29 protein-coding genes are annotated in these 24,819 nt (G+C 66.2%); 9 read left to right on the top strand and 20 right to left on the bottom strand.

What is annotated here, in order from left to right:
• Positions 1-4: 4 nt before the first annotated feature.
• The 5 genes from F9K07_RS02345 to F9K07_RS02325 form a co-directional block, all read right to left on the bottom strand.
• Complete coding sequence (locus tag F9K07_RS02345; RefSeq protein WP_159589014.1) at positions 5-628, bottom strand: alpha/beta hydrolase; 624 nt, start codon at positions 626-628, stop codon at positions 5-7.
• A 13-nt stretch (positions 629-641) separates the two neighbouring features.
• The gene (locus F9K07_RS02340) at positions 642-980 is read right to left on the bottom strand and encodes a (2Fe-2S) ferredoxin domain-containing protein (protein WP_159589012.1); all 339 of its coding nucleotides are present in this window, start codon (positions 978-980) and stop codon (positions 642-644) included.
• On the bottom strand, positions 977-2,062 hold the full coding sequence (locus F9K07_RS02335; protein ID WP_236581780.1) for a VanZ family protein: 1,086 nt from the start codon (positions 2,060-2,062) through the stop codon (positions 977-979). Before F9K07_RS02335 ends, F9K07_RS02340 begins: the two co-directional genes overlap by 4 nt.
• A 31-nt stretch (positions 2,063-2,093) precedes the next feature.
• Positions 2,094-2,522 carry a CopD family protein gene (locus tag F9K07_RS02330; protein ID WP_159589008.1) on the bottom strand — a complete coding sequence of 143 codons (429 nt, stop codon included), beginning with the start codon at positions 2,520-2,522 and terminating at the stop codon, positions 2,094-2,096.
• Between the two features lie 259 nt (positions 2,523-2,781).
• Entirely contained in the window at positions 2,782-3,912 is a 1,131-nt protein-coding gene (locus F9K07_RS02325) for a hypothetical protein (protein ID WP_159589006.1), read from the bottom strand.
• A gap of 164 nt (positions 3,913-4,076) precedes the next feature.
• Between F9K07_RS02325 and hemB the strand changes: the two genes are divergently transcribed.
• On the top strand, positions 4,077-5,078 hold the full coding sequence (hemB, locus tag F9K07_RS02320) for a porphobilinogen synthase (RefSeq protein ID WP_159589004.1): 1,002 nt from the start codon (positions 4,077-4,079) through the stop codon (positions 5,076-5,078).
• Between the two features lie 10 nt (positions 5,079-5,088).
• A complete protein-coding gene (locus F9K07_RS02315; protein WP_159589002.1) occupies positions 5,089-6,204 on the top strand; it encodes a magnesium transporter CorA family protein in 1,116 nt (371 codons plus the stop codon).
• 4 nt (positions 6,205-6,208) lie between these two features.
• Here the strand turns inward: F9K07_RS02315 and F9K07_RS02310 are convergent, their stop codons facing one another.
• Genes F9K07_RS02310 through F9K07_RS02295 form a run of 4 tightly spaced genes read right to left on the bottom strand, consistent with a single transcriptional unit; the run spans position 6,209 to position 9,097 of the window.
• Positions 6,209-6,871 (bottom strand): glutathione S-transferase family protein, encoded by a 663-nt coding sequence (locus tag F9K07_RS02310; protein WP_159589000.1) that lies wholly within the window; start codon positions 6,869-6,871, stop codon positions 6,209-6,211.
• Positions 6,868-7,776, bottom strand: coding sequence for an amidohydrolase family protein (locus F9K07_RS02305; RefSeq protein WP_159588998.1), 909 nt, complete (start codon positions 7,774-7,776; stop codon positions 6,868-6,870). Before F9K07_RS02305 ends, F9K07_RS02310 begins: the two co-directional genes overlap by 4 nt.
• A 4-nt stretch (positions 7,777-7,780) precedes the next feature.
• Positions 7,781-8,464 carry a dienelactone hydrolase family protein gene (locus tag F9K07_RS02300; RefSeq protein WP_159588996.1) on the bottom strand — a complete coding sequence of 228 codons (684 nt, stop codon included), beginning with the start codon at positions 8,462-8,464 and terminating at the stop codon, positions 7,781-7,783.
• 33 nt (positions 8,465-8,497) lie between these two features.
• Entirely contained in the window at positions 8,498-9,097 is a 600-nt protein-coding gene (locus F9K07_RS02295) for a 2-hydroxychromene-2-carboxylate isomerase (RefSeq protein ID WP_159588994.1), read from the bottom strand.
• Between the two features lie 86 nt (positions 9,098-9,183).
• Here F9K07_RS02295 and F9K07_RS02290 point away from each other — a divergent pair, with 86 nt between their 5' ends.
• Together F9K07_RS02290 and F9K07_RS02285 are read left to right on the top strand one after the other, a co-directional pair.
• Entirely contained in the window at positions 9,184-9,930 is a 747-nt protein-coding gene (locus F9K07_RS02290) for an SDR family oxidoreductase (protein ID WP_159588992.1), read from the top strand.
• Positions 9,931-10,097: 167 nt separating this feature from the next.
• Positions 10,098-10,718: a MarC family protein gene (locus tag F9K07_RS02285; protein WP_159588990.1), complete on the top strand. Its 621-nt coding sequence runs from the start codon at positions 10,098-10,100 to the stop codon at positions 10,716-10,718.
• On the opposite strand, the gene F9K07_RS02280 is transcribed toward F9K07_RS02285, so the two are convergent.
• From F9K07_RS02280 to hpaR, 10 genes are all read right to left on the bottom strand, one after another.
• Complete coding sequence (locus F9K07_RS02280; RefSeq protein WP_159588988.1) at positions 10,710-11,714, bottom strand: 2-dehydropantoate 2-reductase; 1,005 nt, start codon at positions 11,712-11,714, stop codon at positions 10,710-10,712. The genes F9K07_RS02285 and F9K07_RS02280 overlap by 9 nt on opposite strands.
• A 4-nt stretch (positions 11,715-11,718) precedes the next feature.
• The gene (locus F9K07_RS02275) at positions 11,719-12,516 is read right to left on the bottom strand and encodes a class II aldolase/adducin family protein (RefSeq protein WP_159588986.1); all 798 of its coding nucleotides are present in this window, start codon (positions 12,514-12,516) and stop codon (positions 11,719-11,721) included.
• Positions 12,517-12,547: 31 nt separating this feature from the next.
• On the bottom strand, positions 12,548-13,375 hold the full coding sequence (locus F9K07_RS02270) for an aldolase/citrate lyase family protein (protein ID WP_159588984.1): 828 nt from the start codon (positions 13,373-13,375) through the stop codon (positions 12,548-12,550).
• A gap of 12 nt (positions 13,376-13,387) precedes the next feature.
• On the bottom strand, positions 13,388-14,215 hold the full coding sequence (hpaH, locus tag F9K07_RS02265; protein WP_159588982.1) for a 2-oxo-hept-4-ene-1,7-dioate hydratase: 828 nt from the start codon (positions 14,213-14,215) through the stop codon (positions 13,388-13,390).
• 176 nt (positions 14,216-14,391) lie between these two features.
• Positions 14,392-14,838 (bottom strand): 5-carboxymethyl-2-hydroxymuconate isomerase, encoded by a 447-nt coding sequence (locus tag F9K07_RS02260; RefSeq protein WP_159588980.1) that lies wholly within the window; start codon positions 14,836-14,838, stop codon positions 14,392-14,394.
• A 26-nt stretch (positions 14,839-14,864) separates the two neighbouring features.
• Entirely contained in the window at positions 14,865-15,788 is a 924-nt protein-coding gene (gene hpaD / locus F9K07_RS02255; RefSeq protein WP_159588978.1) for a 3,4-dihydroxyphenylacetate 2,3-dioxygenase, read from the bottom strand.
• 183 nt (positions 15,789-15,971) lie between these two features.
• Positions 15,972-17,447: a 5-carboxymethyl-2-hydroxymuconate semialdehyde dehydrogenase gene (hpaE, locus tag F9K07_RS02250; protein ID WP_159588976.1), complete on the bottom strand. Its 1,476-nt coding sequence runs from the start codon at positions 17,445-17,447 to the stop codon at positions 15,972-15,974.
• A gap of 5 nt (positions 17,448-17,452) precedes the next feature.
• Positions 17,453-18,226, bottom strand: a complete 774-nt coding sequence (locus tag F9K07_RS02245) for a fumarylacetoacetate hydrolase family protein (protein WP_159588974.1) — start codon at positions 18,224-18,226, stop codon at positions 17,453-17,455.
• The gene (locus F9K07_RS02240; protein ID WP_159588972.1) at positions 18,223-18,873 is read right to left on the bottom strand and encodes a fumarylacetoacetate hydrolase family protein; all 651 of its coding nucleotides are present in this window, start codon (positions 18,871-18,873) and stop codon (positions 18,223-18,225) included. Before F9K07_RS02240 ends, F9K07_RS02245 begins: the two co-directional genes overlap by 4 nt.
• Entirely contained in the window at positions 18,870-19,370 is a 501-nt protein-coding gene (hpaR, locus tag F9K07_RS02235) for a homoprotocatechuate degradation operon regulator HpaR (protein ID WP_159588970.1), read from the bottom strand. Before hpaR ends, F9K07_RS02240 begins: the two co-directional genes overlap by 4 nt.
• Positions 19,371-19,448: 78 nt before the next feature.
• Here hpaR and F9K07_RS02230 point away from each other — a divergent pair, with 78 nt between their 5' ends.
• On the top strand, positions 19,449-20,498 hold the full coding sequence (locus F9K07_RS02230; RefSeq protein WP_159588968.1) for an NAD(P)H-dependent flavin oxidoreductase: 1,050 nt from the start codon (positions 19,449-19,451) through the stop codon (positions 20,496-20,498).
• Here the strand turns inward: F9K07_RS02230 and F9K07_RS02225 are convergent.
• The gene (locus F9K07_RS02225; protein ID WP_159588966.1) at positions 20,477-21,577 is read right to left on the bottom strand and encodes a hypothetical protein; all 1,101 of its coding nucleotides are present in this window, start codon (positions 21,575-21,577) and stop codon (positions 20,477-20,479) included. The genes F9K07_RS02230 and F9K07_RS02225 overlap by 22 nt on opposite strands.
• A gap of 28 nt (positions 21,578-21,605) precedes the next feature.
• On the opposite strand from F9K07_RS02225, the gene radA reads away from it, so the two are divergent.
• The 4 genes from radA (at position 21,606) to F9K07_RS02205 (ending at position 24,757) form a co-directional block, all read left to right on the top strand.
• Positions 21,606-22,982, top strand: coding sequence for a DNA repair protein RadA (gene radA, locus F9K07_RS02220; protein ID WP_159588964.1), 1,377 nt, complete (start codon positions 21,606-21,608; stop codon positions 22,980-22,982).
• Between the two features lie 81 nt (positions 22,983-23,063).
• Entirely contained in the window at positions 23,064-23,531 is a 468-nt protein-coding gene (locus tag F9K07_RS02215) for a glycerate kinase (protein WP_159588962.1), read from the top strand.
• A 58-nt stretch (positions 23,532-23,589) separates the two neighbouring features.
• Positions 23,590-24,540, top strand: coding sequence for a branched-chain amino acid transaminase (locus F9K07_RS02210; protein WP_159588960.1), 951 nt, complete (start codon positions 23,590-23,592; stop codon positions 24,538-24,540).
• A gap of 10 nt (positions 24,541-24,550) precedes the next feature.
• A complete protein-coding gene (locus tag F9K07_RS02205) occupies positions 24,551-24,757 on the top strand; it encodes a zinc-finger domain-containing protein (RefSeq protein ID WP_159588958.1) in 207 nt (68 codons plus the stop codon).
• The last annotated feature ends 62 nt before the right edge of the window (positions 24,758-24,819 follow it).

The following is a 24,819-nucleotide window of genomic DNA, read 5'->3' as shown; positions in this document are numbered from 1 at the left end:
GAGGTCAAGCTCGCAAGTGGCGCATTGCCAGGTCCCGCAACAAGGGGAGCTGACCATGAAAAAAATGGCCTCCAGCGGGCACCACCAATACCGGCAGGGCTTGGGGGCGTGCCCAGTCCATGACGGATGAGAGAGAGACCGTGTCATCCTGCTCGCCGTGAATGACCAGCGTGCGGCCATGGAGTTCCTCAGGAACGGGCGCCACGTCGAAACGGCTGGCTGCCGTGCCGACCAGTACGATACGCTCGATACCGCGCGTCGCGTGCAGGCGGGCAACGGCATGGCTGGTCACGAATGCGCCAAACGAGAAGCCCGCCAGGCACAGCGGACCCGAAGGCGCCAAAGCATCAACGACGGCCAGAAAGTCATCCCGCTCTCCACGACCTTCGTCGTACACGCCCTCACTCCGACCGACACCACGAAAGTTGAAACGCACGGCCGTCCAGCCGCTTTGTACACAAGCCCTTGCCAGCGTCTGAACCACCTTGTTGGTCAGCGTGCCTCCGTGCAGCGGATGGGGATGGGCGATCACCGCGACGCCGCGGACATCACCCGAAGGGCGATCGATCGCAACCTCCAGTGAGCCCACCGGGCCCGCCAGGCTCCGGAATTCGGTTTGCGCGTTCACAGTGGTTGCGCCTTCAGCGCCCCACATCCGATGGCGTCAAAAGCCTTTGCACCACCACCCCGTCGCGCAAATGCGATTGCACAATCTCATCGATGTCTTGTTCGTCCACATAGCTGTACCAGACAGCTTCAGGGTAAACCACGGCGATCGGGCCGCCGGAACAACGGTCCAGGCAACCCGCTTTGTTCACCCGCACCTTGCCGATACCCGTCAGACCCATTGCCTTGGCTTGCGATTTGCATCGGTCAAACGCCGCCTGCGCGCGGTGCTGTGCGCACGATGCCTCCCCACCGTCCCGCTGGTTCAAGCAAAAGAAGATGTGTCGCTCGTAGTAGGGTTTGTTGTCGCTCATGGCGGAATTTTAGTGGTGAGGCCTGGTGTGCGGGCCACCGCGCGCAATCCAAAGACCAGCGCGGCGAATGGCCACAACCACCCGAGCCACTGAGACAAACCGTGGAAGCGGATGAAGCGCCCTTGCTCCCACGCCTCCAGCGATTGAACGAAATAAGGGCTGTCGGGCGCCTGGTTCAGCAGCGTCAACGAGACCGACAAGGTCAGCAGCATCACCACGGTACACAACCGACGCGGCAGACCCAGCATGCCCAGGCCGGCCATCAAGGCGATCCCCATGCCCAATGCGACCTGGGGCGTGATCCATGCCCAGGCGTGGGAAGGACCGTAAGTGAGGGCCGCCGACAAGCCTGCAGCCACCAGGGCACAAACCAGAAGCACGAGCATGAAGGCGCCACGGCGGAACACCGAGCGCATCTCGGCAAAACCCAGCAGTATCGGAGACAGCAGGCACAGCGCAACGCAGAAGGCCTCGGCCAGCGGACTCAGCGGATCGGGCGTCTCCACGCGCAAAGGAAGCCAGGCGAGAAATGGCGTGTCGTCCAGCGAGGAGATCAGACCCGACTCAACCCGATCCAGAACCTGGCCCAACCCGAACGGCACTGGCAGCGGGTACAGCAAGGCCAGAGGCCACAAGGCCAACAGCACCAAGCTCCCGTGGGCTGTCGGCTCAAACCAACTGGATCGAAAAGCGCTCCAGCGGCGCAAGATGCCCACACGCTCCATGGCCCATGCAAACGTTCCACCCACCGCCGCACCGGCGGTGTTCAGCGCAAAGTCGACATTGGAAGGCACCCGCATGGGCAAGTAGTTCTGCAGCGTCTCCACAGACAAGGACAGCAATGCGGGCAAGGCGAATGCCAGCCACCACGACCACCGCCCGAGGCCAGACCGCAGCATCGCCATGCTCAGCAAGAAGCCCAGGGGCGCATAGCCGAGGAGGTTGGAGGCAACGTCAAAGCCCGTCCAGTACTCGGGCAGCGGCGCCTGCAAGAACGCCAACGGCGAAACCCCCTGCACACGCCAGCCCGCGAAGGGGTACAAACTCGCGTACACCACCAAGCCGGCAAACAACAGTGCCAACGGCCATGCGGACGAACGGGTTTTCAAGACGTCAGAAGGGCTTGACCACCACCAGGAGCACAGCAGCCACCAGCAGTATCACGGGCACTTCGTTGAACCAGCGATACCAAACATGGCTGCGCGGGTTATGACCACGCACGAAACGGCGCAGCATGGCGGCACACGCATGGTGATAGCCCAAGACCAGGAACACCACCAGCAGCTTGGCATGCATCCAGCCCTGCCCGGGACCACGGCCGATGCCATAGCCCAACCAAAGCAACAGGCCCAGCCCCAAAGCCGGCACCGCCAAAACAGTGGTGAATCGCAGCAGCTTGCACGCCATGAGCAGCAGCCGCTCGCGCTCGGCCACACTTTCCGGCGGCACCATGGCAAGGTTGACAAAAATGCGAGGCAGGTAAAACAAGCCGGCAAACCAACTCGCCACAAACACAATATGGAAGGACTTGACCCAGAGCATGGCGGCAGTGTAGTCCCGAGTCCGGCACAAGCACATGGCGTCGCAGCGTCTCGAAGGCGCAAAAAAAACCCGGCCTTTTGGGGCCGGGTTAGGAAGCCTTTTTGCTGTCACACACTAAGGCACCCGCTCAGGGAGGAAAAGCGGGGAGTCGACCTTTCGGAAGACTCGGAAGAAATGTTACACCAGTTATAGGCAAAAACCAAGTGACCCTGTCAATCCTGACATTGATCATTTGTGACATTTGATGTAGATCGAACGATTACGTCGATTTGGCAAGCTCAAACATCACCGCCGTGCCCAGGGACTCGCGAATATTGCCGCGTCCCACCTTGGCGATTGAAAGCTCGCCGAAGCCGGACATGTCGAACGAACTGTCGTCCGGGGATATCTCGACGAAGGGAAATTCGAACACGTCACGCAGCAACTCGCGGCGGAACTCTTCAAACCCGTCATCCTTGACATCGGCGTCGAAGACGATGAGGTTGGGCATGCGCGACAAAACGGCCTCGCGCGCCTGGGCAAAATCGACCACGCTATCGGACGAAATACCCACTTCGCGCAGCGCATCGCGCACAGCCGACCGGATTTGCAATGCCGGCGAGATGGTGAGCACATACACACCTGCGAGCGTCTTGAACATTGACGATTGGTTGTCGGAGAAGTCCACAGCGGCGATGCCGTCCACCGCCTGCACGGTACGGGTGAACATGGCGGTGAAGTTGACACCGTCGTCGGTCGTTTGGCGCTCGATTTCAATGCCACCAGCCGCCTGTGCCACCTGCCGGACCAACATCCAGCTCAGACTGTCCATGGATGAGCTGCTGGACGGCGGCGCGCCGCGGTTTGAAGCGCGCAGTTGCAGCCGGGCGTACTGCGGCCAGGTATGGAGGTCCAGACGCACGTCGATGCGGTTGCCAAAAGGAATCCCCCACTCGATCACGGCGTTGACGAAGGTGTGGGCCACTGTCGGATCCACCAAAACCTCCACCGATTTGAGCTTGCGCCGCAGTTCGATGCCCAGGATGACGAGGTCTTTTTTTCGGTCCTGCAACACATCCTCGACCAGTTGGGCTAGGCAAATGCGCTCGTGCGACTGGCGAATGCGCCCCGAATAGAAGCGCTGGATCTGCTGCGCGCCGATGCCCGAGAGCTTGATGCGATCGGTAGGAATGCTGAGCGCGCGGTGTTCCTGCTTGCTGATGCTTCCCCGGTTCAGCAACTGATCGATGGTGTTCTGCAGCGCATTGGCACCTTCGGTCACTTGATCGGCGAGCCCCGACAGCAACTTGGGCCAGTGATCGTCCAATGACCACACTTCAGCCTGATCGGCCTTGGAGTGGGTGTTCGCAACGCTGTTCGGGGCAGGCTTTTTCGTGGTCGGCATGTTCATACAAAGAAGGGGGTGGAGTAAAAAGAATTAACAAACAGTATTTTCTTCTTACTTCTGACTTTGGCACAACCTCTGTTGATTTTTCTTGCGCCGCCGCGCTATTGGATTGGCCAGCGCTTTCATCTGCTACATGCCGAAGGGCCGCGTTTGCCACAATACGCCCCATGCATGCACCTGCCCCCTTCCCCTCCAACCGCCCCCGCCGCCTGCGCCGGGACACCTTTACGCGCGAATTGGTGCGCGAACACCGCCTTCACGCGAGCGATCTGATCTACCCCGTGTTCGTCCAGGAAGGCCAGGGCCGTCGCGAAGCGGTGGCGTCGATGCCGGGTGTGGAGCGCCTGAGCCTGGATCTGTTGTTGCCCGTGGCGGAGGATTGCGTGGCGCTGGGCATCCCCGTGATGGCCTTGTTCCCGGTGATCGATGCATCGCTGAAGACGCCCGATGGCCAGGAAGCTCTGAATCCCGATGGTCTGGTGCCGCGCGTGGTGCGCGAGCTCAAACAACGGTTCCCGCAACTCGGCGTGATGACCGATGTGGCGCTCGACCCTTACACCAGCCATGGCCAGGACGGCGTGCTCGATGAGCACAACTACATCCTGAACGATCCGACCGTGGAGATCCTAGTGAAGCAGGCGCTCACACAGGCCGAATCGGGCGTCGATATTGTGGCGCCGAGCGACATGATGGACGGACGCGTGGGCGCCATCCGCACCGCGCTCGAGGCACGGGGTCTGGTCCACACGCGCATCATGGCCTACAGCGCCAAGTATGCGAGTGCCTTCTACGGCCCGTTCCGCGATGCGGTGGGCTCGGCGGCCAACCTCGGAAAGGCCGACAAGAAGGTCTACCAGATGGACCCGGGCAACACCGACGAGGCCTTGCGCGAAGTGGCGCTGGATTTGGCCGAAGGCGCGGACATGGTGATGGTCAAGCCGGGCATGCCTTATCTGGACATCGTGCGCCGCGTGAAAGACGAGTTCGCGGTGCCGACGTTTGCCTACCAGGTCAGCGGCGAGTACGCGATGCTCAAGGCGGCGGCCTTGAACGGCTGGCTGGACCACGATGCCGTGATGATGGAAAGCCTGCTGGCGTTCAAGCGGGCTGGCGCCGATGGCGTGCTGACCTACTTCGCACGCGACGCCGCCCGGCTGTTGCGCGGCTGAGCCCTCCACCATGCGCATCTTCCGCGTCACTCCCGCCGGTGCCAGCGAAATCGACAGCCTGCCGACGTCGCTGGCCGCGCAGAGCTACCTCTGGATCGCCTGCGGGCGACGCGAATTCGAGCTGGAGCAAGCGCGCATTCAAGCCAGCTTGCAGGCGCTGGCGGGCACCACGCTGGTCGATCTGCACCTCTCGGACCTGCTCAACAACCAGTTGCCGTCGCATTACGACTACACCTCGAAATACGACATTCTGGTGTTCCGTCGACTCGCCGCAGGCCAGAGCGAAACCGATCTGGCGCATCCAGGCGAGGTGCTCACGCAGTCGATCAAGCGCAGCGGGCCGCCCGTGCTGCGGCGCATCGACACCAGTCCGGTGGGCTTTGCGGTATTTGACAGGGTGCTGCTCACCGTGCATCCGGCCGGCTGCCAGGTGCTGGACCAATACGCCACGCGTCTCTTGTCTTCGACCGCGGTGGCATCGCGTGTGACCGGCGTGCACCTGCCGCCTGGCCCGGCCGACCTGATGCTGCGCATCGTCAACCAGATGGTGGATGGCTACCTGGAGTTGCGGCGCGAACTCACGCGCCAGCTGGACCACTGGCAATCCGAGCTGCTGCAGCCCAAGGGTCGCTTCAGCAACTGGAGTTCGCTGCTGGACGCGCGGATTTCCCTGCACCAGTTGGACGAGATCTGCGAAGACCAGCGCTCGGCGATCCAGGACTGGATCGAGTCCTTGTCGACCTGGGAGCCCAACGAGACCAATGGGGGTCAACGCGGATTGGAACTGCTCAAGGTGCGCTCTCGCGATGTGCTGGAGCACATCGAGCGGGTGGTGCACCACGTGCGCCGGCTGGAGCAGAACGCCGAGACCGCCGTGCAGATGCATTTCTCGGCGCAGAGCAACCGCACCAACGACATCATGCGCACGCTCACCGCACTCACGGCCATCTTTCTGCCGCTGAACCTGATCGCGGGCATCTTCGGCATGAACTTCCAGTTCATTCCCCTGCTGCACCAGCAGACCGGCTTCTGGTGGGCGATCGGCTCCATGGCACTGACCGCCGTGGTGCTGGGCATCTTGTTCTGGCGCAAGCGCTATCTGGTGCGCACCTCCGCCGGACGCTGAATGCTCAGACGTACGCGGGGCTCAGGCCTTCGTTGACCATCACGCGCTGCAGGGAGGGGCGCTCCAGCATGCGCTGCAGGTAGGGCCCCAGGTGCGGGTATTCGCGGGCGGGGCGAACCGGCGAATCGGGGGAAAAGTGGCGCGTCCAGCGGCACAACGTGAACACGTAGGCGTCAAGCAGCGAGTAGGCCTCGCCCAGGAACCAGGGACCACCGTGGCGCGCGAGTTCGGCGTCGAGCTGGGCAATGAGCGCGCCCACGCGGCGCTTGGCCGCGGCCTTGACTTCGTCTTGCGCGGCGCTGCCCGGCTCGTTCACCCAGCGGTGGGGGTAGAAGTAAACGATGAGCGTGGCCTGCAAGGTGTTGGTCAGCCACATGAGCCACTTGTAGGCGTGCGCGCGCTCTTTCGTGCCCAGCGCGGGCATCAGGCTGGCCTGCGGGTGTGTGTCGCACAGGTGCAGGCAGATGGCCGCTGTTTCGTAGAGCACCAGGTCGCCATCGACCAGCACCGGGATCAGGCCGTTGGGGTTGAGCGCGCGGTAGGCCGGCGAATCCAGCGCGCCGTTCTCGCGGTCGATGCGCACCCGCTCGTAGGGCACGCCCAGTTCTTCGAGCAGGATGTGCGGCACCATGGCCGCGGTGCTGGGGTAGAAGTGCAGTTGGATCATCGGGGAGCGGGGTTGGGCAGGCCAAACAGCGAGGCGCCATTGTCCCAGGCGATCTTCTTCGCCACGTCGGCCGGCAGGCCGCCCAGCCAGGTGCGGTAGCCCTTCATGAGATCGCCGTAGTAGAGCCAACGCTGGTTGACCCAGGTGTCCGAGCCAATCAGGAAGCGCTCGGGGTACTTGAGCAGCAGGGCCCGCCATTCGGGGCAGAGCTGGCCATCGGCGCAGGTCAGGCCCGGTCGGTAAGAGAGTTCGCCGTACAGGCGCGGGTAACGGGCCAAGAGTTCGTCCACGCGCTGGACCGGTGTACCGCCGATGCCGGTGTGCGCCCAGATCAGCAGCGACTTCTGTCCTTTGGACGGTGTGTTCGCCATCAGCAGGTCGATCGCTACGTCGTCCACGTGCGCGAGGATCGCCAGGTCTTTCTGCTCGGCCAGGGCCATGAGCTGCCTGGCCACGGGGCCGTTGGCGTTGGCGCTGTCATAGAGGTGGAATTCGCCCAGGCCACGGTAGGGGCCCGCGGGCGTGCCGCGCTTGAGCTCGGCGTTCACCATGTCCACGATGCTCGGGTCGCGGAACCAGTTGTTGTAGTCGGCCCGGTCTCGGTACAGGCGCACGAAGGGCACCACCGTCACGCCGGCCTTTCGCGTCTGCTCGCGCGCGCTGGCCAGCGCGCGGGTGCCGTCGTTGGGCCGCGAATTGGCGACGATGGCGCGCACGCCGTTGCGCTGCATGCGATCGAGCACGTCGGCCATCGGGTGCGGGCAGCCCGGTGCCGGCGTGTCGTGGGTACAGGCTTCGTTGTTGTAGTGCAGATGGGCGTCGAACAGCGGGCCGCTGTAGTCCGCCGCCACGGCGGCGGTGCAGGCAGCGATCAGCAACCCCAGCGACGCAGCGGCGCGCCACATCGCATCACACGAGGTGTTGCGCGAAGAAGGCCAGCGTGCGTTCGCGCGCCAGCTTGGCTGCGGCTTCGTTGTACGAACCGCGCTGGTCGCAGTTGAAACCGTGGTTGGCGTCGTAGACGTGCACGGTCACGCCGGGTTGCGCTTTCTTGAACGCCTCCACGGTGTCGAGCGGAATCCAGTGGTCCTGTTCGCCAAAGTGCGCCAGCACAGGCACGGTCGGTTTGCGCGCGGGCTCGTCGCCCGCGGTCATGCCTCCGCCGTAATACGGTGCGGCAGCCGACAAGCCCTTGAGCAGGCACGCTGAGCGCCAGGTGAGCAGACCGCCCCAGCAATAACCGACGATGCCGACCTTGCCCGCTTGCGCGGCATGGTCGATGGCGGCCTGGATGTCGGGCAGCACACCAGGAGCCGGCAGGCTTTCCACTGCCGCCTTGAGTTCCATGCCGGCTTTCATGTCGGCCTCCGTGTAGCCCAGCTCCACGCCCTGCTTGACGCGGTGGAAGGTGGCGGGTGCGACCGCGAGATAGCCCTCTGCGGCATACCCATCGGCCACGGAGCGGATGTGCGAGTTCACGCCGAAGATCTCCTGCAGCACGACCACCGCGCCGCGCGGTTTGCCGGCAGGCGTTGCCACGTAGGCGGGGAATTTGAAGCCGTCGGCGGCCGTGAGTTCGATGGTTTGACCCATGGTGGTTCTCCTGTTGTGGGATGGAAAAGAAATTCAAGCGCGCAGTTTGCGCGCCACGAAATCGAGGCGGTCCTGGCCCCAGAACAATTCGCCATCGATGACATAACTCGGCGCACCGAACACCTGAAGGTCGATGGCCGCTTGCGTCTGCGCCTCGTAGCGCGCCTGCACGTCCGCTTGTTGCGACTGCTGCAGCCGTTGCGCATCCAGGCCCGTTTCGTCCAGCAGCTGTGCGAGCACCTCCAGCGAGGCAATGTCGCGCTGCTGCGCCCATACCGCCGCCAACACGGCACCCGTCAGGCGCATCGCCGCGGCGTCGCCGTCATGCATTGCCACGGCGGTGATCAGCCGCGCGGCGGGGTCGCCTGCCACGGGAAAAAAGCGCGGCTCGGGGTGCAGCGGGATGCCCAGCGCCTCGCTGAAGCGGCGCAGTTCGAGCAGGCGGTACGCCTGGCGCTGCGGCGCGCGCTTGGGCAGCGGCAGGCCACCAGAGAGCGGAAAAATGCGGCCCAGGTCCATGGGCAGCACGCGCACCTGGGTACCGGTCTCGCGCAGCAAGGCGGCGAAGCGTTCATGCCCGAAGTAGGTCCAGGGGCTTTGCGGAACGAAGTAATAGTCGACTGTGCGACCCATATTGATCTCCTGACGCTGTTGTAATGGCACGCCGGTGGCGAGCCCGTGTTGTACGCGATGCCGCCCCATTCTGCAGGAGACGGGTTATGGACAAGGTGCTTCTGGTCACGGGCGGCGGACGCGGCATCGGCGCGGCCACCGCGCGGCTGGCCGCGCAACAGGGTTGGGCGGTGGCGGTGAACTACACCGCGAATTCGCTCGCGGCCGACGAAGTGGTGCGCGCCATTCGCGCCGACGGCGGCACGGCCATTAGCGTGCAGGCCGACGTGGCGCAGGAGGACCAGGTGCTGGCGATGTTCGCGAAGATCGATGCCAAGCTCGGCCGCCTCCACGGCTTGGTGAACAACGCCGGTGTGGTCGACGTGACCGCGCGCGTGGACGAGATGGGCGTGGCGCGCTGGCGCCGCATGTTCGATGTCAACGTGATCGGCTCGATGCTGTGCGCACGCGAAGCGGTGCGCCGCATGAGCACCCGACACGGTGGCGAAGGCGGCAGCATCGTGAACCTCTCCAGCGCGGCAGCACGCCTGGGGGCCGCAGGTCAATACGTGGACTACGCGGCCGCCAAAGGCGCGATCGACGCGTTCACCATCGGCTTGGCACGCGAAGTGGGCGGCGAGGGTATTCGCGTCAATGCCGTGCGCCCCGGACTGATTGACACCGAGATCCACGCCTCCGGCGGCCTGCCCAACCGCGTGAACGACCTCAAGCACCAGGTGCCGATGCAACGCGGCGGCACTGCCGACGAGGTGGCGCAGGCGATTGTCTGGCTGCTGTCGGATGCGGCGAGCTACACCACGATGAGCCTGATGGACGTGTCCGGCGGGCGCTGAACACAGGCGTGGCCCTCACCCGGCGCGCGTGCATGAATCCAGAGGCACCAAAGGACGGCTGCGCCGGCCCAAGGTGTCGTCCCCCCTCCAAGCGCCAAAGGCGCGCCAGAGAGGGGGGAAGCCGCGTCAGCGGCGCAGGGGGGTGAGCCGGTAAGCCACAATCCAGCATGGACTTCAAGCCGCTCATCACCCTGCTGGCGATCGTCAACCCCTTGGCGATCGTGCCGTTCTTCATCCACTACACGCAGGGGTTTTCGCGGCAGCAGCGGCAGCGCACGGTGGTGGTGTCGGCATTCAGCGCCTTCGCCGTGATCGCCACCTGCGCCATCATCGGCCTGCAGATCCTGGAGTTCTTCAGCATCTCGCTGGCCAGTTTTCAGGTGGGTGGCGGCATGTTGCTGCTGACCTCCTCGCTGGCCATGCTCAATGCGCGCCCAGCCGAGGCGAAGGCCGCCGACCAGGACTTGAACGAGGCCTCGGCCCGCACCTCCATCGCCGTGGTGCCGCTCACGATTCCCTTGCTGACGGGTCCGGCCACGATGTCCACGGTGGTGATCTATGCCGACCAGGCCAAGACCTTTTTCCAGCACGCTGCGCTGGTGGGCTATGGCGTGGTGGTCGCGCTGGCTACCGCCTTGTGTTTCACCTTGGCCGAACCGATCGCGCGCGTGCTGGGCCAGACCGGCATCAACGTGATGACGCGGCTCATGGGGTTGATCCTCGCCGCGCTGTCGGTCGAGGTGATGGCCACCGGACTGGTGAAGCTGTTTCCGGCACTCTCAGGCTGAGGGATACAGGCCCAGCACCTGCGCCTGCAGGCGCGAGAGGCCCAGCAGCGCATCGGTGAAGGGCGTCGGCACACCGGTGAGTTGGCCGAGTTCGCGCACCACCGCCACCAGCGCGTCGAGTTCCACCGGTTTGCGCGCTTGCACGTCCTGCAGCATCGAGGTCTTGAACGCGCCGAGCTTGCGCGTGACGGCATGCCGGTCTTCGGGCTGCTGGTCGATCGGGATGCCGATGCGCGCGCCGATCTCCTTGGCTTCGAGCATGACGCGGCTGATGAAGCCGCGCACCAGCTCGTCGTCCAGGATGCGGTCGCTGGTGGCACCGGTGAGCGCGCTCACCGGGTTCACCGTCATGTTGCCCCAGAGCTTGTACCAGATGTCTTTCTGAATCTGCGGTGAGACGCTGGCGTCCAGCCCCGCGCGCTGCATCAGCGCGGCCAGCGCCTGCACGCGCACGGAAGATGCGCCGGACGGTTCGCCCACGATGAGCCCTTTGCCGAAGTGATGGCGCACGACGCCAGGCGCGTCCACCGAGCAGCTCGCGTGCACCACACCACCGATGACATGCCGAGCGGGGATGCCGCGCTCGATCGAACCGTCGGCATCGACGGTCTTCAAAGGCGTGCCGGCGTGCGCGCCACCGAAGCCGTTGAAGAACCACCAGGGCACGCCGTTCATGGCGGTGAGCACCACCGTGTCCGACCCGAGCAGCGGCGCCATGCCGGGCACCACCGCCGGCAGCGCGGGCGCCTTCAGAGCCACGATGACGAGGTCTTGCGCGCCGAGCTCCGCCGCGTCGGCGGCGGCCTGCACCGGTGCCTGGTGGCATTGCCCGTCCTGGTGCAGTTGCAGGCCATCGCGCTGCAGCGCGGCCAAGGTATCGCCACGCGCGAGCACGCTCACGCGGCAACCCACCTGCGCAAGCCGCACGCCCAGCCAGCCGCCAATGGCGCCGGCGCCCACGATGGCCACGCGCGGAAATTCAAGGGTCGAACTCAAGGGGTCACTCCAGGTAGCTGCGGTCCAGGCGGTTCACCTGCCGCACCAAGGCGTCGAACACGTCGCGACCGGCGCCGTGGTTCGGGTTGAATTGCAGCGCATCGCGCGTGCATTTCGCGGCGATGGCTTCGGACACGGGAATGACCGCCTGCACGCCGCCCATGGAATAGGTCGCCATCTGGATCTCGCAGGCGCGCTGCAAGGTCCAGAGGATGACGAAGGTCTGCGGCACGGTCGCGCCCCAGGCCAGCAGGCCATGGTTGCGCAGGATCACGGCGGGCTTGTCGCCGATGCTCTTGAGCAGACGTGGCGCCTCGTCGGCATGGATGGTGATGCCTTCGAAGTCGTGGTACGCGACCATGCCGTGCAACTGCGCGGTGTAGAAGTTGGTCTGCTGCAAGCCCTCCTTCAGGCAGGCCACGGCCACTCCCGCGGTGGTGTGGGTGTGCATGACGCAGTGCGCGCCGGGCAGGCCATCGTGAATGGCGGCGTGCACGGTGAAGCCGGCCGGGTTCACCGGGTGCGACGAGCCATCGAGCACCTCGCCTTGCAGGTTGATCTTCACCAGGTTGCGCGCTGTGACTTCGCTGTAGTGCAAGCCGAAGGGGTTGATCAGGAACTGTTTGTCCTTGCCGCACACGCTGGACGGAAGGCGCAGCGTGATGTGGTTGTAGATCATCTCGGTCCAGCCGAGCATCGCGAACACGCGGTAGCACGATGCGAGTTCGACGCGCGCGGCCCATTCGTCCGGGTGCATGCCGGCGGGCGGGGTAAGGATGGTCGGTTGCAAGGCTGCGTTCATGCCGGTCTCCTTCGGGCTCGAGCGTGTGCGCTCAGTACACCGCGCCCTTGGCCGGCGCGGGCGCGGCCGGGGCATCGGCCTTGAAGCGAGCGGCCAGCGCGCTGGTCTGGCGCACGAGGATCTGCGTGTCCAGCCCCACGGCGACGAACACCGCCCCGAGCGCGAGGTAGTGGCGCGCGAGCGTTTCGTCGGTCGCGAGGATGCCAGGGGCCTTGCCTGCGCGCAGAATGCGCGCGATGGCGTCTTCGATCGCAGTCTGAACCTCGGCGTGGCCCGGATTGCCGATATGGCCGAGCGAGGCCGACAGGTCGGTCGGGCCGATGAACACGCCATCGACACCCGGCGTGGCGGCGATCGCGTCCAGGTTGCGCAGCGCTTCGCGCGACTCGGCCTGCACCAGCAGGCAGACCTGGGCATTGGCTTCCTTCGCGTAGTTCGGATAGCGGCCCCAGCGCGAGGCGCGCGCACCGCCCATGCCTCGGATGCCGCCTTGTCCTTCGATATCCCCCGCCTGCGGGTAGCGGCAAGCGCGCACCAGCTGGGCCGCTTGCTCGGGCGTGTCGACCATGGGCACCAGCAGGGTCTGCAGGCCCAGATCGAGGTACTGCTTGATCAGCGCCGCATCGCCCACGGGCACGCGCGCGATGGGGTGCGACGCCGGGTAGGCGGCAATGGTTTGCGCCTGCGCCAGCACGTCCCTCAGGCCGTTGGGCGAGTGCTCGCCGTCGATGAGCAGCCAGTCGAAGCCGGCGCCCGCGCAGATCTCGGCGCTGTAGGCGTTGGCCAGGCCGAGCCAAAGGCCGATCTGGGCGCGGCGCTCGGCCAGCGCCTGTTTGAAAGGATTGGTGGGGGTTTGCATGGAACGATGGGGTCAAACGAACTGAAACTTCAAGCAACCGAGCGGGCCGTAATCGGCCTCGAACAGGTCGCCCATTTTGGCGGCCACAGGCCGCGTGAACGAGCCGGCCAACACGATCTGGCCGGGCTGGAGCGACTCGCCCCAAGGCGCGAGTTTGTGCGCCAGCCAGGCGATGCCGATCGCGGGGTGGCCTTGCACGCCGGCGGCCAGGCCGGTTTCCTCGACCGCGCCGTTCTGCCGCAGGATGGCGCCGCACCAGGGCAGGTCGGTGGTGCGCGGGTCGGCGCGGTAGCGCGGGTCGCCAACGCCCACCACGATGCCGGCGTTGGCCGCGTTGTCGCTGATGGTGTCGAAGACCTTGCGCATCGCCTTGGTGTGGCGGTCGAACTGCTCGATGCGCGCGTCGATGATTTCAATGGCGGGCGTGACGTAGGCGGTGGCGGCGAGCACGTCGTCCACGGTCACGCCCTTTCCTTGCAAGGGCGCATGGAGCACGAAGGCCAGTTCCACCTCGACGCGCGGCGCCATGAATCGCGAGGCCGGAATCTGCAGCACCTCGCCGGCCTGCGCGGTGAAGCGCATGCTGTCGAGCAGGGTGCCGAAGTCGGGCTCGTCGATCTGGCTGGAGAGTTGCATCGCGCGGCTGGTGAGACCGATCTTGTGGCCGATCACCTGCTTGCCGGCGGCGCGCTGCAATGCCACCCAGGCACGGCCGACGCAGTAGCCGTCGTCGATGGTCATGCCAGGGAAGCGCTTGGAAAAGTGTTCGAGCGGCACACGGCTGCGCTCGGCCTGGTCGAGCTCGGCAGCCAATTGCTGGATGAGGGCGTCGTCGAGCATGTCAGTTGCTCCGGCTCAGTTGGTCCGAGACAAAGCCCTCTCTCCGGCGAACGTGCCTCCATCCAGAGGCATCAAGGGTCCGGCTCCGCCGGCCCGAGATGCCGTCCCCCCTCGAAGCGCCGAAGGCGCGCGACAGAGGGGGGAAGCTGCGAAGCGGCGCAGGGGGGTGTTTCATTTCAGCCCTTGTTGAACAGCGGATGCAGGGAGCTGGTCTTGCTGTCGAACACCTCGTGTCCTTCGTCCACCTGCACGGTGATGCCGATCGGGCGCGTGGCCAACTGCGTGGCGAAGTGCGCTTTCACCACCGCCTGCAGCGCCTCGCCCACGCGTTGGTGCACCACGGTGCTGCGGCCCTTGGCCATGCGCACGTTCATGTAAACGAAGGCGTACTCGCCGCCCAGGCCGGCGGCGATGCCGGCCGCGCCACCGTCACCCACGGCGCTGTGCGCCGCCGGATAGGCCAGCACACGCGTGCCACCGGTGGGAAACACTTGTTTGTCGGCTTCGTCGCGCACGGCAAGCATGGCGTCGCACAAGGTGCGGCAGAGCGCGTCCATGTCGGTGCCGCCCTCGCTGGCGGTGCGGTCGAGGTTGGGCGTGTAGAGGATGACGAGGTGCGGCATGGTCGGTTTTTCTTCAGAGGCGCAATTCAAAGACGCGAGACGGCCTGATAGCCCTTGGCCGCCGAGGCCTGCGCCGCGGGAATGGCCTCGCCGCTCTGGGGCGTCACCGGAAAGATGGCGTTGATCTGGCCCGTGCCGGACGCGCCGAAGTACGGTGTGATCACTTCGGCCTTGCCGTCGTAATCGCTCCAGCCGAGCGCGCCGAGCATCATGGCGGTGTCGTGCATGAAGCCTTCGCCGTGGCCCTTGGCGGCGTACTCGGGCAGCATCTCGCAGAAGGCTTTCCACTCGCCCTGCTCCCACATCTGCACCACGCGGCGGTCCAGGGTTTCGAGGAAGGGCGACCAGATCTTGAAGGCGTAGTCGGGCGCGAGGCCGTTCTGCGCGAAGCGGTGGCTGAGCGAGCCGCTGGCGAAGAAGGCGACGGTGCCGTCGTAGTGGTCTTCGACGGCTTTGCGCATGGCCCAGCCCAGGCGCGCGCTGTCGTTGAGGTAGTGCGCCTGGCACAAGGCCGAGACCGAAATGGCCTTGAAGTGCCGGTCGGCGTTCATGTAGCGCATGGGCACGAGGGTGCCGTACTCGGGACCGAGGGTGGTGGCGTCGTGCGCCAGGGTTTCCACGCCGTGCTGGTTGCACACCTCGGCCAGCAGCTTGCCAAGCACCGGGTTGCCCGGAATCTCGAACGGCATGTTGCTGATGAAGTGCGGCAACTCGTTGCTGGTGTAGGTGCCTTTGAAGTGGGGCGCGCAGTTGAGGTGGTAGCTGGCGTTGACGAGCCAGTGGGTATCGAACACGACGATGGTGTCGACGCCGAGTTCGCGGCAGCGGCGGCTGATCTCGTGGTGGCCGTCGATGGCATCCTGCCTCGTGCCTTTGCGGGGTCCGTCGAGTTCGCTGAGGTACATCGAAGGAACGTGGGTGATCTTGGCGACCAGTGCTAGTTTGCCCATGCTTCTCCCCTGTGTTTGTTTTCGCTCGCTCCGTGGGCCGTCCGCGCTGCTTCGGATCGGATGGGCAGGGTGTTCTGCGCAGCGGGGTAAAGGAGGAGGACCGGCGCAGCCGGTCCGGGGGACACCCGCGGAGCAGAGCACCCTGCCCATCCGATCCCGTCAACCCATGAGCGTGAAAGCATTTCAAACACCCCAATGCGGAATGTGGTGCGAACCCAGAGACACCGCTACGTTCTTGGGCTCCAGAAACACCTCATAGCTCCAGGTGCCACCCTCGCGTCCAGTACCGCTGGCCTTGGTGCCGCCAAAGGGCTGCCGCAGGTCCCGCACGTTCTGCGAATTCACGAAACACATGCCCGCCTCCACCGCCGCCGCCACCCGGTGTGCGCGGCCCAGGTTCTCGGTCCACACATAGCTGGAGAGGCCGTACTGGATGTCGTTGGCCAGCTCGATCGCGTGGGCTTCATCCTTGAAAGGAATCAGGCAGGCGACGGGCCCGAAGATCTCGTCCTGGGCAATTTTCATTCGGTTGTCCACGTCGGCAAAGACGGTCGGCCAGACGAAATTCCCCTTCTGCATGCGGCCTGGGAGCTCTGGCGCGTAACCCGGACGGTCCAGCCCGCCGCACAACATCGTGGCCCCCTCCTTCGGACCCAGCTCGATGTAGCTGCGCACCTTGGCCAGGTGTGCCGGGCTGATCATCGGGCCGACGATGGTCTTCTCGTCTTGAGGATCGCCCACGACGATCTTCTTCGCGCGCTCGGTGAACTTCTGCACGAAGTCCGCGTAGATGTTCTGCTGCACCAGGATGCGGCTGCCCGCCGTGCAGCGCTCGCCGTTGTTGCTGAAAATCATGAACACGGCCGCGTCGAGCGCACGGTCCAGGTCGGCATCGTCGAAGATCACGAATGGACTTTTTCCACCCAGCTCCATGCTGAACTTCTTGAGCCCCGCGCTCTTGGCAATGCGGTTTCCCGTGGCGGTGGAACCGGTGAACGAGATCGCACGCACGTCCGGGTGCGCGCACAGAGGCTCGCCCGCCTCCTTGCCGTAGCCGTGCACGATGTTGAGCACGCCCGGCGGAACGCCGGCCGCCAGCGCCAGCTCGCCCAGGCGCGCGGCGCTCATGGGCGAGAGCTCGCTCATCTTCAATACCGCCGTGTTGCCGAACGCCAGGCAGGGCGCGGTCTTCCAGGTGGCCGTCATGAAAGGCACGTTCCACGGGCTGATGAGCGCGCACACACCCACGGGGTGGAACAAGGTGTAGTTCAGGTGCGTGGGCGTGGGATAGGTGTGGCCGTCCACCCGCGTGCACATCTCGGCGAAGTAGTGGAAGTTGTCGGCCGCGCGCGGCACGAGCTGCTTGCCCGTCTGGGCAATGACCTGGCCGGTGTCATCCGTCTCGGTGCGCGAGAGCTCCGGCACATGTTGGGTGATCAGCTCGCCGAGCTTGCGCATGATCGCCGCTCGCTCCGTGGCGGGGCGGCCAGCCCACTGGGGGAACGCGTCCTTCGCGGCCTGCACGGCGGCATTGATTTCATCCTGGCCACCGGCCACCACTTCGGCCAGCACCTCCTGCGTCGCAGGGTTGACGGTCTCGAAGGTGGGGCCACCGGCGACGGACTGGCCGTTGATGAGGTGCTGGATCGTGGTGGTCATGCGGTTCAGGGGTGTTGGGTGATGGTGTTGACGAGATCGCCAATGCCTTCGATGGACGTGACGACCACGTCGCCCGGCTGGCAATCGACCACGCCGTCGGGCGTGCCGGTGAGGATCACGTCGCCCGGCTGCAAGGTCATGAAGGCGCTGAAGTATTCGATGAGCGTGGGCACGTCGAAGATCATGTCGCGCGTGCTGCCTTGCTGAGTGAGCTTGCCGTTGACCGTGGTCTGCAGTGCGAGGTTCATGGGATCGGGCACGTCGGCGGCGTCCACCCGCCACGGCCCGATGGGCGTGCAGGTATCGCGGTTCTTCGCGCGCAGGTTGGGGCGGTACCAGTTTTCCAGGTAGTCGCGCACGACGTAGTCGTTGGCCACGGTGTAGCCGCCCACGAAGTTCAGCGCATCGTCCTTGTGCACGCGGCGCGCCGTGCGGCCGATGACCACCGCAAGTTCGCATTCGTAGTGCATGAACGCCACGCTGGGCGGGCGCAGCGTGAGGCCCCGGTGGCCGATGAACGAAGCCTCGCCTTTCACGAAAACCAGAGGTTCCTCCGGCGCCTTGAACGCGAGTTCCTTGGCGTGGTCGGCGTAGTTCAGGCCCAGCGCCAACACGGTGCGCGGGCGCTGTGGCGACAACGGTGGCAGCGGCGGCAGCCACACCACCTCCTCGAACGCCAGGCGGCGGCCGGCGAACGCTGGTGTCAGCAGCTCGAGTTGGCCCTCGCGCTCGATGGCGTCGTGGACCGCGCCCGACCAGGCGATGCGGGCGCGCTTCATGCGACCTCCTCCTTCACGAAAGCATGGCGCGCGGGCACGAACCCCGCGGCGGAAATCTCCACTGTGTCGCCCGCATGCACCAGAGGGCGGGTGCCATCGGGCAGGCAATCGGTGCCGAGCATGAGCACGTCACCGGGGCGCAGCGCCATGAACCCATTGACCGTGGCCAACAGGGTCGCCGCATCGCGCACCATCTCGACCAGCGACGTGGTCTGCCGGTGCACGCCGTTGATGTGCAATTCCATCTGCAAGCCCGCCAGGCCGACCATGCCGCCGACCCGCACCAGTGGCACGCAGGCGGGGCCCACGCCCAGGAAGCCGTCGACGCAGCGCATCTTCACCGGCGGCCGGTAGTAGCTCTCGTGGGCGATGGCCACGTCGTTGAACAGGGCCGCGCCGACCACACCGTCCTCGCCCATTACCAGCCCCAGCGAGGCCGCCACCTGCACCGCCGGCCCGGCAGGCAAGGCAATGGCCTGGCCGTTCGGGGTGAAGGTGTTGGCGGTCTTCACGTAGAGCACCGGCGCCTGGGGCGCGGCCTTGTAGGGCGCCTCGTTCATGCGCGGCGCCCACAGCGCGAGCTCGCGCTGGAAATTGAGCAGCGTGCCGTAGACGGTGCCCACGGGCACCCAGGGCGTTGTGTTCATGCAGGGTCTTCCTCGATGTCTTCGTCGACGTCTTCGTCGTCGGCACCAGCGGGCGCTTCCAGCGCGATCACCTCGTCGAGCAAGACATAGAGCTGCGCCAGGCGGTCCTTGCCCAGGCGTTGCTCCATCCAGGCGTAGTGCGCCTCGATGGTGTTGGACAGGCTTTTCACCCGCTTCAACCCCGCCGGCGTCGCACGCACCACGGTGCGCCGCGCGTCCTGCTCGCAACGGCTGCGCGAGATCAGGCCGTCGCGCTCCATGCGGGTGAGCACGCCGGTGAGACTGGGGCCCAGCAGGAAGGCTTCGCGCGCCACGCGCCCGGTTTCCACACCACCGGGCACGTGCGCGTGTTCGCCCAGCACGCGCAGCACCCGCCACTGCTGGTCCGACAGCCCATGCTCGCGCAGGCTGGGTCGGGTGTGCAGCATCACGGCCTCGCGGGCTTCGAGCAGCAGACGCGGCAGGTTGCGGTGAATGAAGGGGGTGTCGTCGCTCATTTATTTAACATGTTAAATGAATTTTTTGGAAACACTTTCCTGGTTTACCCGGTGCGATCTGCGGTGAGAATGGCGCGCATGAACGCACTCACCGACCTGCTGGGCACCGAACATCCCTTGATACAGGCGCCCATGGCGGGTGTGCAGGGTGCCGCGCTGGCGGTGCCGGTGAGCAACGCGGGCGCGCTGGGCTCCCTGCCTTGCGCCATGCTCTCGCCCGAGGCGCTGGGGCGCGAACTCGAAACCCTGGCCGCCGGCACCACGCGGCCGTTCAACGTCAATTTCTTCTGCCACGTGCCGCCCGAGCCGGACGAGGCGCGCGAAGCGGCCTGGCGCGCCTGGCTGCAGGCCTACTACCACGAGGCCGGGCTGGACATCGACAGCGTGCCGCCCGGCGCGGGCCGCGTGCCCTTCAACCGTGCAGCGGCCGACATCCTGGAGCGCTTCAAACCCAAGGTCGTGAGCTTCCATTTCGGCCTGCCCGACCTGGACCTGCTGGACCGTGTGAAGAGCTGGGGCAGCGTGGTGCTGTCGTCGGCCACCACGGTGGAGGAAGCGCGCTGGCTGGAAGCGTTCGGGGCGGACGCCATCATCGCCCAGGGCCTGGAGGCCGGCGGGCACCGCGGCATGTTCCTGTCGGACGACCTCACCACGCAAAGCGGCACCTTCGCGCTGCTGCCGCAGATCGTGGCGGCGGTGGATGTGCCGGTGATCGCGGCCGGCGGCATCGCCGATGCCACCGGCGTGGCGGCCGCGCTGGCGCTGGGCGCCTCGGGCGTGCAGGTGGGCACCGCCTACCTGTGCTGCACGGAGGCCACCACGAGCGCGATCCACCGCGCGGCGCTGCAGAGCGAGGCGGCGCACCACACAGCCCTCACGCACCTCTTCACCGGCCGCCCGGCGCGCGGCATCGTCAACCGCGTGATGCGCGAGCTCGGCCCGATGAACCCGGTGGCCCCGGCCTTTCCGCTGGCCACCGCCGCCATGGCGCCGCTGCGCGCGCACTGGGAAGCCAAGGGCAGCGGCGACTTCTCACCGCTGTGGTCGGGGCAGAACGCCAGCGGCTGCCGCGAGGTATCGGCGGCCGAGCTGACGCGCGATCTGGTTCAGGGGTTTGCGCGGAACTGATCGCGCAGCGCGTTGAGCCAGCGCTTGAGGCGCGCCGGGTCCGCGGCCTGGGCCAAGTCATCGGCGAGCCGCGCCACGGCGGCGTCCAGCGCGCGGGTCTGGTCGATCCGCACTTGCAGCAAGCTGTTGGCGTTGGGTGACATGCCGTCGGGCAATTCGAATTCGTCGGCCAGCGCGTTCTGGCGCGCGGCGCGCTCGCGCTCCAGGTCGGCCACCTGGGCCTTGAGCAGCCGCGTAAGCGAAGCCAGGCGTTCGTCCGACAGCGCATGCACCGCCTGCGGGTCGGCCAGCTCGGCCCGGGCCTGGATCTGCAGCAGCGCCACCAGGTCGCGCTTTTCGTAGGCGGCGTTGGCCTCGCTCATGAGCGCGGTCTTGCGCAGGCGCGCCTGCGGGTCGCTTTCGCGGTCCGGGTGCAGGGCGCTGGCGAGCTGGCGGAACAGGCGGCGCAGCAAGGTGTCGGCGTCGTGGCGCTCGGCCTGATCCTGCAACTGCGCGGCACCGGGCTTCTTGCGCGCGCGCCGGGCCTGCGCGGCTTCGCGCCGACGCTCCTGCGCTTCTTCCTGCGCGCGGCGCCAGCGCGCCATGCCGGCGCGCAGCAGTTGCTCGGCGCTCCAGCTGGGGTCGTCGTCTTCCAGAGGCTCGCCCAGCACCGCCGTCCATTTCTCGCGCAAGGCGTCCGCCTCGGCCTGCTGGCTTTGCGCCAGCGTGCGCGGGCTGTGGCGGTCGTGCAGGTCGCGCATCGCGTCATCGCCCGCTTCGGCCAGGGTCCGTGCCAGACGGCACAGCACGGTGCGCGCGGTGTCGGCCTGCACGCGGCTGAGCAGCTTGCCCTGCAGATGCCCGTCCAGCGCCAGCACCAACCGGTGCCGCTCTCGCGCCAGCTGGCGGCGCAGCGGCTCCAAGGCCGCGTGGCGCTCGGCGCGGTGCCGTTGCGCCAGCGCCTCCAGCTCGGCGAGCTGGCTCTTGAGCTTGTCGATGCGGGCGAGCTGCAGGTTGTAGGCGCGCGCGGCGGGCGACAAGGGCTGCGCGGAAGGCGGCAGCACCTGCAGGGCGGCGGCGTTGTCGGAAGAACGTGGCATGGAGGCGTCGACTATATTGCCCGGCACCATGGCCAAAGACAAAACCCAATACATCTGCAGCGAGTGCGGCGGCAGCAGCCCCAAGTGGCTGGGCAAGTGCCCGCACTGCAATGCGTGGAACACGCTGATCGAATCGGTCGCGGAGTCTGCCGCGCCCTCGAAAAACCGGTTTGCCGCCCTGGCCAAGACGGCGGAAGTGACCACGCTGGCCGACATCGAAGCCACCGACGTGCAGCGCACGCCCACCGGACACGACGAGCTCGACCGCGTGCTCGGCGGCGGCATCGTCGAAGGCGGCGTGGTGTTGATCGGCGGCGACCCGGGCATCGGCAAATCCACCTTGCTGCTGCAGGCGCTGGATTCGCTGCAGCGCGCCGGCCTGAAAACGCTTTATGTGACAGGCGAAGAAAGCGGCGCGCAGGTGGCCTTGCGCTCGCGCCGGCTCGGGCTGGACGGCTCTCAGGTCAGCGTGCTGGCCGAGATCCAGCTCGAGAAGATCCTCGCCACCCTCGACGCGACGAAACCCACGATCGCCGTGATCGACTCGATCCAGACCGTGTACTCCGAGCAGCTCACCTCCGCGCCGGGCTCGGTGGCCCAGGTGCGCGAATGCGCGGCGCACCTCACGCGCGCGGCCAAGGCCAGCGGCACGGCCATCGTGCTGGTGGGCCATGTGACCAAGGAAGGCGCGCTGGCCGGCCCGCGCGTGCTGGAGCACATGGTGGACACGGTGCTGTACTTCGAGGGCGACACGCACAGCAGCTTTCGCCTGATCCGCGCCATCAAGAACCGCTTTGGCGCGGTCAACGAGATCGGCGTGTTCGCCATGACCGAGAAAGGCCTCAAGGGCGTGAGCAACCCGAGCGCGATTTTCCTCTCCCAGCATTCGGAGCCGGTACCCGGCAGTTGCGTGATGGTGACGCTGGAAGGCACGCGGCCCATGCTGGTGGAAATCCAGGCGCTGGTGGACAGCGGCGGGCCCTCACCGCGCCGCCTGAGCGTGGGCCTGGACCGCGACCGCCTGGCCATGCTGCTGGCCGTGCTGCACCGCCACGCCGGCGTGGCCTGCATGGACCAGGACGTGTTCGTCAACGCGGTGGGCGGCGTGCGCATCAGCGAACCGGCGGCCGACTTGGCGGTCATGCTGGCCATCACCTCCAGCCTGCGCGGCAAGCCGCTGCCCAAGGGCTTTCTCGCCTTTGGCGAGGTCGGCCTGGCTGGTGAGGTGCGGCCCGCGCCGCGCGGACAGGACCGGCTCAAGGAAGCGGCCAAGCTCGGTTTCAGCGTGGCCGTGGTCCCCAAGGCCAACCTGCCGCGCAAGAACGACAAGGCCTTCGAAGGCCTGACGGTGCACGGCGTGGACCGCATCGAAGAGGCGATGGAACTGGCCCGCAGCCTGGCCTGAAGCACCCCTTGAAGCACCCCTTGCGCGCCCATCCGTATTGGCCGCAACGGCTTCGCATGGGCTTGCAACGACAATCACCCCATGCAATTCCAGAGACTTCTTTACCTCGCGGCCGGCATCGGTCTTCTCTACATGGCCCACCGCGCCTATGGCTGGCCGGGCATGGCGGCGGTGGCCGGCGGCCTGCTGATGTGGCTGCTGCTGCACTTCACCCGCGTGATGACCGTGCTCAAACGGGCGTCCGACCGCCCGATCGGCTATGTGGACAGTGCCGTGATGCTCAACGCCAAGCTCAAGCCGGGCGTCACACTGATGCACGTCATGGCGATGACGCGCTCGCTGGGCGAACGGCTCTCCGAAGAAAACGTCCAGCCCGAGGTGTATCGCTGGCGCGACAACGGCGACTCCTCGGTGACCGCCGAATTCCACGGCGGCAAGCTGCACCGCTGGAAGCTGGACCGCCCCAGCACCGACACCGACACCGATGCCCCGGCGGCACCGTCCGACGGCGCGGCACCGGCTCCGGGTCCCGGCGCGCCGACGCCGTAAAATCGCGGGTTCGGCGGCCCGGACCGCCCCTTTCCGACGAACAACCCCAAGGACCCCCATGAGCTCCATCGTTCCCTCGATGTCCGACCGCGACGGCAAGATCTGGATGGACGGCCAGATGGTGGACTGGCGCGACGCCAAGATCCACGTGCTGTCCCACACCCTACACTACGGCTGCGGCGCCTTCGAGGGCGTGCGCGCCTACAACACGGTCGACGGCACGGCGGTGTTCCGCCTTGAGGAGCACACCGAGCGCCTGTTCAACAGCGCCAAGATCCTGCGCATGAAGATGCCCTTCAGCCAGGCCGAGGTGAACGAGGCCCAGAAGGCCGTGGTGCGCGAGAACAAGCTGGAGAGCGGCTACATCCGCCCGCTGGTGTGGATCGGCGACGAGAAGCTGGGCGTGAGCCCCAAGGGCAACCGCATCCACGTCATGGTCGCCGCCTGGGCCTGGGGCGCCTACCTGGGTGAAGAAGGCATGAAGCGCGGCATCCGCGTCAAGACCAGCAGCTACACCCGCCACCACGTCAACATCACCATGACGCAGGCCAAGGCGGTGAGCAACTACAGCAACAGCATCCTGGCCAACATGGAGGCCCTGGACGACGGCTACGACGAAGCCCTGCTGCTGGACGCCAGCGGCTTCGTGAGCGAAGGCGCGGGCGAGAACGTCTTCGTCGTGAAGAACGGCGTGATCTACACGCCCGACCTCTCCGCTGGTGCGCTCAACGGCATCACGCGCAACACCGTGTTCCACATCGCCAAGGACCTGGGCCTGGAGATCGTGCAGAAGCGCATCACACGCGACGAGGTCTACATCGCCGACGAGGCCTTCTTCACCGGTACCGCCGCCGAAGTCACGCCGATCCGCGAGCTCGACCGCATCGAGCTCGGCAAGGAGGGCTACGTGGGCAGCCGCGGCCCGATCACCGAGAAGATCCAGAGCGCGTTCTTCGACATCGTGAATGGCCGCAATCCGAAGTACGCGACCTGGCTGTCCAAGGTCTGAGGGCAAGGCCATGAGCAAAGCGACCGTTGAACTCAAGGCGTCCGACCTCAACGACCAAGGCGGCGTGTTCTGTCCCAGCCCCCTGGCCGATATGAAGCTGTGGAACAGCCATCCCAAGGTGTACCTGGACGTGGCCGCTACCGGCTCGGCCAAGTGCCCGTACTGCGGCACGGTGTACCAGCTCAAAGCCGGCGAGACCGTTTCACACGGTCACTAATGCTCACGGCGGTCTGTCCGGCGCCCCGGGCAGACCGCAGATAATGCGGGTGGCCAGACGCC

This window comes from Hydrogenophaga sp. BPS33 (assembly GCF_009859475.1).
Taxonomy (GTDB): Bacteria; Pseudomonadota; Gammaproteobacteria; order Burkholderiales; family Burkholderiaceae_C; genus Hydrogenophaga.
Note: the sequence above shows the minus strand (reverse complement) of the source record. Positions and strands in the feature narration are given on the sequence as shown.